This is a genomic window from Microbacterium hatanonis (assembly GCF_008017415.1).
Classification (GTDB): Bacteria; Actinomycetota; Actinomycetes; order Actinomycetales; family Microbacteriaceae; genus Microbacterium; species Microbacterium hatanonis.
On sequence record NZ_VRSV01000001.1, the window covers coordinates 114,528 to 127,421 of the forward strand.

Below are 12,894 nucleotides of genomic sequence, written 5' to 3' on the forward strand. Positions count from 1 at the left end.
CGGCGCGATCGTGGACGGGGCGGGTGGCGGGTCCCGTCCTGTCGGTGCCCCCGGCTAGCCTCGACAGCGGAAGGGCGACATGCGATACATCGAGAACGAGGGCCGTCTGGTCTGGAGTGCCAGTGACCTCAAGGCGGCCGCGGAATGCGAGTTCGCGTGGCTGCGCGCCATCGACGCGAAGCTCGGCCGCGTGCCGGCGGTGGAAGACCCCGAAGACGCGACCCTCGAGCGGGCGGGCCGACTGGGCACCGCGCACGAGCTGCGCGTTCTCGACGACTACCGCGCGCGCTACGGCGACCGCGTGGTCGAGATCGCCGAGACCCGCTCGTCGAACGCCGAGGGCATGGCCGAGGCGGTCGCCGCGACGAACGCCGCCCTCGCCTCCGACGCCGCGGTCGTCTACCAGGCGGCCTTCGCGACCGACGAGTTCGTGGGGTTCGCCGACTTCCTCGTGCGCGACGACGCGGAGGCCGCGCCGCGCTGGATCGTCCAGGACACGAAGCTCGCCCGCCGGGCTCGGGTGACCGCCCTCATGCAGCTCGCCGCATACGTCGACCAGCTCGACCGGCTCGGCGTCGCTCGGGCCGACACGGTCGAACTCCTGCTCGGTGACGGAACGACGAGCGTGCACCGGGTCGACGACATCCTTCCCGTGTTCGATCTGCGCCGGGCGCGGCTGAGGGCGCTGATCGCCGATCGCGATCTTCCCAGCGGCGCCGCCGGTGCTCCGATCGCGTGGGGCGACGGGCGCGGTGCGCTCGAGGTCGTCGCGTGCGGGCGATGCGCCACCTGCGAGCAGGAGGTCGTCGCATCCCGCGACCTGCTGCTCGTCGCAGGCATGCGGCCGTTGCAGCGGGAGCGCCTGCGCGCGGCGGGCATCGGAACGATCGATGCCCTGGCCGCCGCATCCGACGTTCCCGCGGGAATGAACCCGGAGGTGTTCGCGATGCTGCGCACGCAGGCCCGGCTGCAACTGGTCAGCCCCGCCGGCGTGCCGACGACCGAGTCGTCGTCCGTCACCGACCCGCATCCCGTCCCGCTCTACGAGGTGGTGCTCCCACCGGCTCTCGCCACGCTCCCGAGGCCCGATCGCGGCGACATGTTCTTCGACTTCGAGGGCGACCCGCTCTACACCGAGGGCGACGCGACAGGGGGTGGTAAGACGCAGTGGGGCATCGACTACCTCTTCGGGTGGGTCGACCTCGGCGACACGTACTCCTCGATCTGGGCGCACAGCTTCGCCGACGAGAAGCAGGCGCTCGAACGCTTCCTCGACATCGTCGCGCTGCGCCGGCGGCAGCACCCCGACATGCACATCTACCACTACGCCCCCTACGAGCCCACGCATCTGCTCGCCATGGCCGCGCGCTACGGCGTGCGCGAGGGCGACGTCGACCGGTTGCTGCGCGACGGCGTGTTCGTCGACCTCTACCCGGTCGTGCGCCGGGCCCTGCGGGTGGGGTCGCGGTCGTACTCGATCAAGAAGCTCGAGCCCCTCTACATGGGCGACGAGGTGCGCACGAGCGACGTGCAGCGCGGTGACGACTCCATCGTGCGCTACGTCGAGGCGCGGGCACTGGCCGCCGACGGCGACTCCGCCGCATCCGAGGCGGTCCTCGCCGACCTCGCCGACTACAACCGTTACGACTGCGTCTCGACCCGGCGCCTGCGCGACTGGCTCGTCGACCGGGCCCGTGAGGCGGGGCTCCGTCCGGCGGGCAACCCCGAGCCCGAAGAGGCGGGCTACGAGCCGTCGCCGCGGGCGACGGCGCTGCAACGGCTGTCGCTGGGTGCCGACGAGGTCGACGGTCAGGCGCTCCGCCTCGCCGCAGCCGCGATCGACTACTACCCGCGCGAGGCGAAGACCTTCTGGGCCGCGCACTTCCTGAGGCTGCGCGAACCGCTGTCGCTGTGGAACGACGATCGCGATGTGGTCATCGTCGACACGGCGCGGTCGCGCGTGATCGACGACTGGCACTTCCCCGAGTCCGGCCGCGGCAATGAACGCCGCGTCGTCGAGCTGCGCGGCGAGCTCGCCCCGGGCACGCGACTCAGCGCGGGCGGCTCGCCCTTCGCGGTCTACGAACTCCCGGCTCCGTTCCCGATGGAGGAGCGCCCCCGCTGGATCCACGGCGCCCGCAGCGTGCGCGTGGTCGAGGTGCTCGACGACGGCGCGATCATCGAAGAGACCGCGGTCGACGGCAACACCTGGGAGCGGCTTCCTCTGGCGCTGACCCCCGACTCGCCGCCGCGCGCGGGCAACCAGCAGTTGGCGATCGACGCCTGGGCCGATGCCCTGATCGAGGCCGCGCCGAAGCTCCCGGCCGACCCCGCGACCGACATCCTGCGCCGACGGCCCCCGCGCACCAGGTCGGGGGCGCTCGCGCCGCAGGAGGGCGACGACGTCGACGCGATCGTGCGCAGCATCCTCGACCTCGACCGCAGCTACCTCGCCGTGCAGGGCCCTCCCGGAACGGGCAAGACCTACGTCGGATCGCACGCGATCGCACGGCTCGTGCGCGAGCACGGCTACAAGGTGGGCGTCGTCGCGCAGTCGCACGCCGTGGTCGAGAACATGCTCGACCGCATCGTCGCAGCCGGTGTGCCTCCCCAGCAGGTGGGCAAGGCGCCGAAAGATCCGAACGCCGCCGGGCTGACCTTCACACCGATCCCCAAGAACGGCGTGCCCGCCTTCGCAGCCGAGAACGCCGCCGGCTTCGTCGTCGGGGGCACGGCGTGGGACTTCAGCCACGAGGGCCGCATCCCCCGAGCGAGCCTCGACCTGCTCGTCATCGATGAGGCGGGGCAGTTCTCGCTCGCCTCGACGATCGCGGTCTCGCTCGCCTCGTCGCGGCTGCTGCTGCTCGGCGACCCGCAGCAGCTTCCTCAGGTCAGCCAGGGTGCGCACCCCGAGCCCGTCGACACCTCGGCTCTCGGCTGGGTCATGGACGGCGCCGAGGTCGTGCCGCCCGAGGTCGGGTACTTCCTCTCGCGCACGTGGCGCATGCACCCGGCGGTGGCCGATCCGGTCTCGCGTCTGTCGTACGAGGGCCGGCTCGCCGCGCACCCTCTCACCGCGCTGCGCTCGCTCGACGGGGTGGACCCCGGGCTCCACGTCGTACCGGTGCACCACGTCGGCAACGCCACCCGCTCACCCGAAGAGGCGCAGGCGGTCGTCGAGATCGTCTCGGGTCTGGTCGGTCGCGCGTGGACATCGAGCGAGATCGACGACGCGGGGGAGCCGGTGACGTGCGAGCCCCGACCGCTGGCGGCCGCCGACGTCATCGTCGTCACCCCCTACAACGCGCAGCAGGTGCTGATCGAGGAGGCCCTCGCTGCGGCCGGCCTCGCGGAGGTGCGTGTCGGCACTGTCGACCGGTTCCAGGGGCAGGAGGCCGTGGTCGCGATCGTGTCGCTCGCCGCGTCGTCGGGGCGCGAGGCGCCGCGCGGTCTGGAGTTCCTCCTGCTGCGCAACCGGCTGAACGTCGGGCTCTCCCGCGCGATGCAGGCGGCCTACCTCGTCTACTCTCCGGGCGTGCTCGACGACCTGCCCCGCACGCCGGAGGGCGTCGCGCGTCTCAGCGGCTTCGCCCGTCTGGTGCGGGCCGTACCGGCGTGACGGGTCTGGCCGTCGGAGCCGAGCGGATGCGCCCCGGTCAGACGGTGCCGTAGAGGCGGTCGCCCGCGTCGCCGAGACCGGGCACGATGTAGCCCTTCTCGTTCAGGCGCTCGTCGAGGGCGCCCAGCACGAGGGTCACGTCGCGGCCGGCGATCTGCTTCTCGATCGCGGCGACCCCCTCCGGGGCGCCGAGCAGGCAGATCGCGGTGACGTCCTGCGCGCCGCGCGCGAAGAGGAACTCGATCGCCGCGCCGAGCGAGCCGCCGGTGGCGAGCATCGGGTCGAGCACGAAGCACTGGCGGTCGCTGAGATCGTCGGGGAGGCGCTCGGCGTACGTGGACGGCTCGAGGGTCTCCTCGTTGCGCACCATGCCGAGGAAGCCGACCTCTGCCGTCGGCAGCAGCTTCACCATGCCCTCGAGCATGCCGAGCCCGGCGCGCAGGATCGGCACGACAAGCGGCCGGGGCTCGCTGATGCGCACGCCCGTGGTCGTGGTGACCGGCGTCTGGATCTCGTAGGGCTCGACGCGCACACCGCGGGTCGCCTCGTAGGCGAGCAGGGTGACGAGCTCCTCCGTCAGCTGACGGAAGACCGGCGACGGGGTGCGCTTGTCGCGCAGCACCGTGAGCTTGTGGGTGATGAGGGGGTGGTCCGCGACGTGCACACGCATAGGGTGAATCTACCCGTCCCGCGCCCCGATCACGGAGTCCGCATGAACCCCGCGCCCGCCGACATCTCCGCGATGTGGCGCGCTCTGGTGCTGGCGCAGGCTGCGGGGACCGGCGGAGACGTGCCGGTCGGGGCGGTGGTGACGGATGCTGCGGGCACCGTCATCGGCGAAGGACGCAACCTCCGCGAGGTCGATCACGACCCCACCGCGCACGCCGAGATCGTCGCGATGCGGCGCGCGGCGGCGTCCCGGGGCTCCTGGAACCTCGCCGGCTGCACGCTCACCGTCACGCTCGAGCCGTGCGTGATGTGCGCGGGCGCGATGCTGCAGGCCCACGTGTCTCGGCTGGTGTTCGGCGCCTGGGACGACAAGGCGGGCGCGGTGGGCTCCGTGTACGACGTCGTCCGCGATCGGCGGCTGCCGTCGCGGGCCGAGGTCGTCGCGGGCGTGCTCGGTGACGAAGCATCCGCTCTGCTGCGGGAGTTCTTCGCCGCCCGCCGCGACTGACCTCGCCGGCCCGCCCCGGTCAGTGCTCGTGGTCGGCCGTGAACTTGAACCCGAGTCGGCCGTGGGCGAAGGCGCCGCCCGCCTTCAGCGCGGCGGCGACCCACGCGGCCTCCGCGAGTTCGCCCTGCGTCGCGCCGGCCGCCTGCGCCTTCGTCGAGTGCGCCTCGATGCAGTACACGCACTGCGTCGTGACACCGACGGCGAGGGCGATCAGCTCGCGGTACTTGAGGGGGATCTCGCGGCCCTCCGAGGCGAACACGGCGCCGTCGAAGGCGGCGAAGGCCGCCAGGATGTCGGGCGTCTGCTCCTTGTAGACACGGGTGTAGGCGCGATCATCGGGGTCGTAGAAGTGCTCGGCCATGCGTCCTTCGTCTCGTCGGTCCCGATGGCGGACGCTCGGCAGCGTCGCGGGACGAGGCGAGCATAGCCACAGGTTCGGCGTCGTCACGTCCCGTAACGAAAGCAGCCGTCACATGCGAGGCGGGAAGGCCCTGAAAATAACCTACGACCTGGGGTATATGCGCCACGCCTGACCAGAAGCAGGGCTTATCCGCCGCCCCAACCGCTGCTTATTGGATACCTCCGACACCCGCTGTCTACCGTGGGTCCGGACGTCGGCCGTTCCCCGCCCGCCGACTCCCTACCCGGACGGAGCCCTCCATGCCCATCGAACTTCGCTCCCGCCTCCAAGTGGCCACGGCGGCCATCGGCGACCCGGCGACGGTGGTGCAGCGCCGCGCCGCGGCCGGCGGCAACTGGTCGGTCCGCCACTCCACGACCCCCGAGACGGTCCTTCGCGCCGCGCGGGAGCAGGAGGAGCTCGGCTACGACGGTGTGCTCATCGCCGAGCGCAGCGGCTGGCCCGACGTCTACGCGCAATCGTCGTGGGTGCTCGCGAACACCACTCGCCTCAAGACGGTGTCGGCGCACCGCATCGGGCGCCAATCGCCGACGACGACCGCTCGTCTCGCACAGACGATCGATCTACTCTCGGGCGGGCGACTCGTGCACCACTTCATCACCGGGCACAACGAGGTCGACCAGCAACGCGACGGCGATTTCATCGGCAAGGAGGAGCGTTACGCGCGGGCGGCGGAGTTCCTCGAGATCTACGTGCGCGAGCTCACCTCGACCGAACCGTTCGATTTCGACGGCACGTACTACCGGGTCCGCGACGCGCTGTCGGGGATCGGCAACGCGTCGTCCCCCTACGCCGAGATCTCGTGGGCGGGGTCGTCGCCCGCCGCCCTCGACGTCGCCGCGCGGTGGGCGGACACCTTCTCGATCCCAGCGACATCGCTGGCCGACACCGTCGACGTGACGTCGCGGGTGAGGGCGCTCGCCGCCGCACACGGACGCACCCTGCGGTATTGGCACAACGCCAACCACATCGTCGCGGAGACCGACGAGACAGCGCGCGATATCGCGGAGGGCGTGGTGCGCGAACTCGAGAATCGAGAAGAGCTGCTGGCTCTCGACATCGGAAGCCCCGAGTCGGTGAGCCGCACGCGGATCTACGAGCAGTCCCTGGAGTCGGACTGGGTCGACGGCAGTCTCTTCCTCGGTCTCGCCCGCGTCACTGGCGTCGAGAGCGTGCCCGCCTTCGTCGGCTCGCCCGAGACGGTTGCCGAAGCGATGCTCGCGCACTACCGCAACGGGGTGGAGATCTTCGGGATGGACCCGACGGCCTACACCCAGGAGGAGCTCGAGCTCAAGAAGGAGCTCCTACGTCTCCTGCGCGAGGGCGCCGCCCGGATCGACGCCGAGACGCGTGCGGCGGTGCCGGTGTGAGCGCGGTGCTCGTTCGCGATGCGGTCGCGGAATGGGCCGCCGCCCACACCGACGACCTGGTGGCGTGGCGCCACCACCTGCACCGGAATCCCGAGCTGTCGCACCGGGAGGTGCGCACCACGGAGTTCGTCGTGGGGGTTCTGAGGGGCGCGGGTCTCGACCCCGTCGTGCTCCCGGGCGGGACGGGGCTGGTGGTAGACCTCGGACCGGTGAGTGGACCGACGGTCGCCCTGCGCGCCGATCTCGATGCGCTCCCTGTGCGCGAGGAGACCGGGCTGCCGTTCGCCTCCGAGACCGACGGTGTGATGCATGCGTGCGGTCATGACGTCCATACCGCGGCGCTCCTGGGCGCGACGCTCGCCCTGGCCGCTCTCCCCGAGCTGCCCGGCCGCATCCGCGTGCTGTTTCAGCCGGCGGAGGAGGTGATGACCGGGGCGCTCGCCGCTGTCGAGGCCGGGGTCATGACGGGCGTTGATCGGATCTTCATGCTCCATGTGTCACCGCAGCTGCGCACCGGCACGATCGGTGTCGCATCGGGCTCGGCGACGAGCTCGTCCGACGCGATCGGCATCCGCTTCACCGGGCCCGGCGGTCATTCGTCCCGGCCGCACGACACGGGTGATCTGGTCTACGCGATCGGACTCGTCGCGACGGGCCTGCCGGGTCTGCTCACGCGCCGGATCGATCCTCTGAACGCGGGGGTGCTGGTGTGGGGTCAGGTCGAAGCGGGTTACGCCGCCAACGTCATCCCCACCGCCGGGCTGCTGCGCGGAACTCTGCGCCTGGGCAACCGGCAGGCGTGGAACGACGCGCCCGATCTCGTGAACGAGCTGGTCGACGCGCTCCTTGCTCCGACCGGTGTGGGCCACGAGCTGGATTACGCCCGCGGTGTGCCGCCCGTTGTGAACGATGCCGAATCCGTCTCGATCGCCCGACACGTCGCCGACGAGGTGATCGGCGCGGACTCGTTCGTGCCCCTCACGCAGGCGGGCGCGGGGGAGGACTTCGCTTACTACCTGGACCACGCCCCCGGCGCGCTCGTCTCCCTCGGCGTCTGGGACGGCGAGGGAGAACCGACGGGCGTGCACCGCGGCACGTTCCGTGCAGACGATGCCGCACTCCCCGTGGGGGTACGCGTTTACGCCGGTCTCGCCCTGGAGGCCCTCGCGCGGCTGCGCGTCTGATCGACCGTCAGCTCCCGCCCCGAAACACTCGCTCGAATCCCGAACCCGTCTCACCTAGCCCAAGGACACCCCGTGCTCTCGATCCGACGACACCGCACCCGCTTCGCCGCCGCCGCGGCGGTGATCACGGCCGCCACGATTCTCGCCGGCTGCGCCGGCTCCGCGGGCGCCGACGACACCGCGGCCGCATACAGCGACACCATCCACTATCCGGTTGCCGCGACCATTCCCACGCTCGATCCGCACATCAGCCCATCGGGCGTGGTCGCCAACATCGACGCGCACATCTACGAGACCCTGGTCGCCCAGGACGCGTCGCTCGCACCCCAACCCGCGCTGGCGGAGTCGTGGACGACCAGCGAGGACGGTAGGTCGTGGACCTTCTCGATCCGGGAGGGGGTGCCCTTCCACAACGGGGACGAGCTCGACGCAGGCGACGTCGCGGCGTCGCTGAACCGATGGAAGACGACGACGGCGCGGGCTCAGACGCTTCTGGGCGACAGCGAGTTCGAGGTCGTCGACGACCGCACGGTCTCCCTCGACCTCGCGCAGCCGCAGGGCGACCTGCTCGCCCAGCTCGCGAACCCGCTGCAGTTCGCGGCGATCATGCCTGCGGAGATCGCGGCGTCGGCCCCGGCCGAGGGCGTGACGGAGTACGTCGGCACCGGCCCGTACCAGTTCGTCGAGTGGAACGTCGATCGCGACGTGCAGCTGACCCGTTTCGACGACTACGTCGGCGTCGATACCGAGCCCAGCGGATATGCCGGACGCAAGGGCGCCCCGACCGAAAATCTCTCCTTCGACTTCGTCGTCGACTCCACCACCCGGTTCTCCGCCTTCCTCAGCGGCGAGTACGACTTCGTCGACGTGACCGTCGACAATCTGCCGCAGGTCGAGTCGCAGGATGACGTGACCGTCACCCGCGAGTTGAGCTCGGGCTACGTCGTCGTGTTCAACCTGGACAGCGAGTTCGGGTCGATCCTGGACAACCGCGAGGCCGTCGCCGCAGCCATCGACGCCGACGACTTCATGACGGCGGTGGTCTCGGACCCCGAGCTCTACCGACTCAATCCCAGCTACGTCTACGAGGAGAACACCGCCTGGTGGTCCGACGCCGGATCGGAGACGTACTTCGACATCGCCGACCTCGACCTGGCGCGCGAGAAGCTCGCGGCATCCGGCTACGACGGGCGGGAGATCCGCATCCTCACCAGCCACGACTACGGCGAGGTGTACTACAAGTCGGCCGTGATCCTGCAGAGCCAGCTGCAGGCGATCGGGGTGAACGCGGTGCTCGACATCTACGACTACGCGACCCTCATCCAGAAGCGGAACAGCCTCGAAGGGTGGGACATCTACGCCGGCGCCTTCCTCGTGCCCTCGACCCCGTCGCAGCTGCTGTACCTCACTCCGAACTACGGCGGCGCCGACGATCCCGAGCTCGCCGCCCTACTCGATGCCACGGCGGCCGCCATCACCGCGGTGGAGCAGCAGGCCGCCAGCGCCGCGCTCGAGGAATACCTGTGGGAGCAGCTGCCGACGATCAACATCGGCGACTCCTACGGGTACCGAGCCGTGCGCGACGACGTCGAGGGGTACCAGACCCTGAACGGTGCACCCATCCTCTGGAACACCCGGATCGCCCAGTAGTGCCTTCCCGATGCTGAGGTACGCACTCGCGCGACTGCTCGCGCTGGCGCAGGTGGTCGTCGTCATGTCGGTCGTCGTCTACGCGCTGATCTACGCGATGCCGGGAGACCCCGCCACCGTCATCCTCGGAGACGATGCGACCGCCGAGCAGATCGCCGAGCTGCGCGCCCAGCTCGGGCTCGACCGACCTGCCTGGCTCGGATACCTCGATTGGCTCTCCGCCGTGCTCCGGGGGGATCTCGGATACTCGATCTTCCTCCGGGCCCCGGTGGCCGAGGTGCTCGGCGAACGGCTCGTGCCCACGGTGTCGATCGCGCTGCTCGCCGCGGTCGTGAGCCTGCTGGTCGCGGTTCCGCTGGCCGTCGCGGCGGCGCGCACGCGGGCCGGTGCGGCCGACACGACACTGTCGATCGTCGCCACTCTCGGCATGGCGGTGCCGGGATTCCTGCTCGCGCTGCTGCTCGTGCGCGTCTTCGCGGTGCAGCTGGGGTGGTTTCCGGTCGCGGGGTATGCGCCGCCCGAGAGGGGCATCCTCCCCTTCCTCAGCTACCTGGTGCTCCCGGCCGTGGCGCTCGGAGTCGTGCAGATCTCCCTCCTCGGGCGGATCACTCGTAGCTCGGTGGTCGACGTGCTCTCCACGTCGTTCGTCACCGTTGTCCGCGCCAAGGGAGTCTCATCGTCGGGCGTGCTCTACGGCCACGCGCTGCGCAACGCGCTCGTTCCGATCGTGACGGTGCTGGCAGGGTCGTTCGGTTCGCTCCTTGCCGGCGCCGCCGTGGTCGAGACGATCTTCAACATCCCCGGGATCGGGCAGCTCATCGTCACCGCGATCTCCCGCCGCGATTACCCGGTCATCCAAGCGACCGTGCTCGTGATCGCACTCATCTACGTGGTGCTCAACTTCGTGGTCGACCTCCTGTACCCCCTCCTCGACCCGCGCATCCGTCTTGCGGCGGGAGGGCGGCGATGAGCCCCCTGCGCCGCGGCATCGCCGCGCTCCGCGAGCGCCCCGGTGTCATCGGGGGCCTCATTCTGCTCGCCCTGTGCGCGGGCATCGCGCTCGTCGTGCCGCTCCTGGGCCCCTACGATCCGAACGCCGCCCAGGTGCAGGAGCGCATGCAGCCGCCTTCGGCGCCGCATCCGCTCGGTACCGACGACTTCGGGCGCGACCTGCTCGCCCGACTCGCCGTGGGTATAGGGATGTCGATGCAGGTCGCCCTCGCCACCACCGCCGTGGCCCTCGTCATCGGTGTCGTCCTCGGCCTGCTCGCCGTGTTCGTTCGCCCTCTCGACCAGCTCATCATGCGCATCTGCGACGGGCTCCTCGCGATACCGGGCGTGCTCCTCGCCCTGGCCGTCGTCGCAGCGACGGGTGCGAGCGTGGGCAGCCTCATCCTGTGTCTCATCGTCGTCGAGACGCCGGCGGTCGCCCGGCTCGTGCGGTCGTCGGCGCTGAGCGTGCGGGAAAGACGTTTCGTCGAGGCGGCAGCTGCCTCGGGGGTCCGGCCTCTCGGTGTGGTGACGCGTCACGTGCTGCCGAGCGTGCTCGTGCCGGTGGGGGTGCAGATGTCCGCAGTCTTCGGATCAGCGATCATCATCGAAGCGGCCCTCAGCTTCCTCGGCGCGGGAATCCCGGCGCCCACCGCGAGCCTCGGCAACCTGCTGAGCGAGGCCAAGGCGTTCGTCAACACGGGCTGGTGGCTCATGCTGTTCCCCGGTGTCGCCCTGGCCGCTCTCGTTCTGGGAGCGAACCTCATCGGCGACGGGATCGGCGGCCGTCTGCTGTCGCGGCGGCGTCGTGCGCTGCCCGGCGCAGCGGAACTCGAACGGGAGAGGATTCTGCTGCCGTGACCGCTCTCACGCCTCCAGCCGTCGAGCCGGCCCTGCTCGTGGAATCGCTGACCGTCGGCTACGACGGCGACGTCGTCGTCTCCGGGATCTCGTTCTCGGTGCAACGCGGCGAGGTCGTCGCCCTCGTGGGCGAGTCGGGATCGGGGAAGTCCACCACAGCCCACGCGATCCTCGGGCTCCTTCCGCCGGATGCGCGGGTCGCGGCGCGGGCGGTGCGTGTGGACGGCGACGAGCTGTCCCCCGACGACGACGAGCGGATGCGGGCCTTCCGCGGGGTGCGGCTCGCCTACGTGCCGCAAGATCCCGGTACGAGCCTCGACCCCGTGCGGCGTGTGCGCGATCAGGTGGCCGAGGTGCTCCGCGTGCATGGCATCGGCACGAGAGCCGACCGTCGCGACCGCGTCGACGACGCCCTCCGAGCTGCGGGCATCGACGACGTCGAGGGCATCGGACGCCGGTTCCCCCACGAGCTGTCGGGAGGGCTGCAGCAGCGTGTGCTCATCGCACAGGCGCTCGTGGGCGACCCCGGGGTCCTGATCGCCGACGAACCCACGAGCGCTCTCGACGTGACGGTCCAGAAGGCGGTGCTCGACGCGCTCGCCGCCGCCACGCGCGAGCGCGGTGTCGCCGTCCTCCTCATCACCCACGACCTCGCCATGGCTGCTGAGCGCGCCGATCGCGTGCTGGTGCTGCGCGACGGGAGCATCGTCGAAGACGGTGAGGCGACGCGCGTTCTCACCCGGCCCGAGCACGCCTACACCCGCGAACTCGTGGCGGCGACGCCCGCGGCGATCCCGGTTGTCGCTTCGCGACAGGCCCGTGCCCCACGACGACACCGGGGTGTCGGTGGTCGCGAGCGTCGAGCACCTCTCGAAGTCTTTCCGCGGTCGCGGCGCCCCCGTCGTGACGGCGGTCGATGACGTCTCGCTCGTCGTGTACGCCCGGCGCACGCTCGCCCTCGTCGGCGAGTCGGGGTCGGGCAAGACCACGACGGCCCGCATCCTCGCCCGGCTCGAATCGGCCGACGCGGGAACCGTGTCGCTCGAGGGCGTCGACGTCACCCGCCACCGCGGCGCCGAGCTGCGAGGTCTCCGCCGCCGCATCCAGTATGTGCATCAGAATCCGCGATCGGCGCTCGACCCCCGGTACACGGTCGCCGAGGCCGTCGCGGAGCCGCTGCGCGCCTTCAGCCTCGCCCCGGCGCCGGAGCGCCGCCGCCGGGTGGGCGAGCTGCTCGACCGTGTCGCCCTCCCGTCCTCGCTCCTGGACCGACCCACGGCCCGTCTGTCGGGCGGGCAGGCCCAACGGGTCGCGATCGCCCGTGCTCTGGCGCTCTCACCGTCGGTGCTCGTTCTCGACGAGGCGGTCTCGGCGCTCGACGTCTCGGTGCAGGCACGCATTCTCGCGCTCCTGGCCGAGCTTCAGGCCGACCTCGGCCTCGCGTACGTCTTCGTCTCCCACGACCTCTCGGTGGTCGCGCAGATCGCCGACGAGGTCGCCGTCATGCGCGCGGGCCGCGTCGTGGAGAGCGGTGCCGCGCACGATGTCCTGGAGAATCCGACCCATGATTACACCGTGCGTCTGCTCGACGCCGTACCGGGAGGGGCTCCCGTAGCGTGAGG

11 protein-coding genes are annotated in these 12,894 nt (G+C 71.0%); 9 read left to right on the forward strand and 2 right to left on the reverse strand.

The window, feature by feature from the left end; translation table 11 throughout:
* The first annotated feature begins 79 nt into the window (after positions 1 to 79).
* A complete protein-coding gene (locus FVP77_RS00555) occupies positions 80 to 3,619 on the forward strand; it encodes a TM0106 family RecB-like putative nuclease (RefSeq protein WP_147892771.1) in 3,540 nt (1,179 codons plus the stop codon).
* A gap of 37 nt (positions 3,620 to 3,656) precedes the next feature.
* On the opposite strand, the gene upp is transcribed toward FVP77_RS00555, so the two are convergent.
* The gene (upp, locus tag FVP77_RS00560) at positions 3,657 to 4,289 is read right to left on the reverse strand and encodes a uracil phosphoribosyltransferase (protein ID WP_116647733.1); all 633 of its coding nucleotides are present in this window, start codon (positions 4,287 to 4,289) and stop codon (positions 3,657 to 3,659) included.
* 42 nt (positions 4,290 to 4,331) lie between these two features.
* On the opposite strand from upp, the gene FVP77_RS00565 reads away from it, so the two are divergent.
* The gene (locus FVP77_RS00565) at positions 4,332 to 4,796 is read left to right on the forward strand and encodes a nucleoside deaminase (RefSeq protein ID WP_187266760.1); all 465 of its coding nucleotides are present in this window, start codon (positions 4,332 to 4,334) and stop codon (positions 4,794 to 4,796) included.
* Between the two features lie 19 nt (positions 4,797 to 4,815).
* Here the strand turns inward: FVP77_RS00565 and FVP77_RS00570 are convergent, their stop codons facing one another.
* Positions 4,816 to 5,157 carry a carboxymuconolactone decarboxylase family protein gene (locus FVP77_RS00570; protein WP_147892772.1) on the reverse strand — a complete coding sequence of 114 codons (342 nt, stop codon included), beginning with the start codon at positions 5,155 to 5,157 and terminating at the stop codon, positions 4,816 to 4,818.
* A 299-nt stretch (positions 5,158 to 5,456) separates the two neighbouring features.
* Here FVP77_RS00570 and FVP77_RS00575 point away from each other — a divergent pair, with 299 nt between their 5' ends.
* From FVP77_RS00575 to FVP77_RS16975, 7 genes are all read left to right on the forward strand, one after another.
* Positions 5,457 to 6,587 carry an LLM class flavin-dependent oxidoreductase gene (locus tag FVP77_RS00575; RefSeq protein ID WP_147892773.1) on the forward strand — a complete coding sequence of 377 codons (1,131 nt, stop codon included), beginning with the start codon at positions 5,457 to 5,459 and terminating at the stop codon, positions 6,585 to 6,587.
* Positions 6,584 to 7,771 carry an amidohydrolase gene (locus FVP77_RS00580; RefSeq protein ID WP_222707683.1) on the forward strand — a complete coding sequence of 396 codons (1,188 nt, stop codon included), beginning with the start codon at positions 6,584 to 6,586 and terminating at the stop codon, positions 7,769 to 7,771. The genes FVP77_RS00575 and FVP77_RS00580 overlap by 4 nt, the downstream gene beginning before the upstream one ends.
* A gap of 72 nt (positions 7,772 to 7,843) precedes the next feature.
* The gene (locus FVP77_RS00585) at positions 7,844 to 9,421 is read left to right on the forward strand and encodes an ABC transporter substrate-binding protein (RefSeq protein WP_147892774.1); all 1,578 of its coding nucleotides are present in this window, start codon (positions 7,844 to 7,846) and stop codon (positions 9,419 to 9,421) included.
* A gap of 10 nt (positions 9,422 to 9,431) precedes the next feature.
* Positions 9,432 to 10,391 (forward strand): ABC transporter permease, encoded by a 960-nt coding sequence (locus FVP77_RS00590; RefSeq protein ID WP_147892775.1) that lies wholly within the window; start codon positions 9,432 to 9,434, stop codon positions 10,389 to 10,391.
* Positions 10,388 to 11,272, forward strand: coding sequence for an ABC transporter permease (locus FVP77_RS00595; protein WP_147892776.1), 885 nt, complete (start codon positions 10,388 to 10,390; stop codon positions 11,270 to 11,272). The genes FVP77_RS00590 and FVP77_RS00595 overlap by 4 nt, the downstream gene beginning before the upstream one ends.
* Positions 11,269 to 12,192 carry an ABC transporter ATP-binding protein gene (locus FVP77_RS16970; RefSeq protein ID WP_246133921.1) on the forward strand — a complete coding sequence of 308 codons (924 nt, stop codon included), beginning with the start codon at positions 11,269 to 11,271 and terminating at the stop codon, positions 12,190 to 12,192. The genes FVP77_RS00595 and FVP77_RS16970 overlap by 4 nt, the downstream gene beginning before the upstream one ends.
* Positions 12,176 to 12,892, forward strand: coding sequence for an ABC transporter ATP-binding protein (locus FVP77_RS16975; protein WP_246133922.1), 717 nt, complete (start codon positions 12,176 to 12,178; stop codon positions 12,890 to 12,892). The genes FVP77_RS16970 and FVP77_RS16975 overlap by 17 nt, the downstream gene beginning before the upstream one ends.
* Positions 12,893 to 12,894 lie beyond the last annotated feature (2 nt).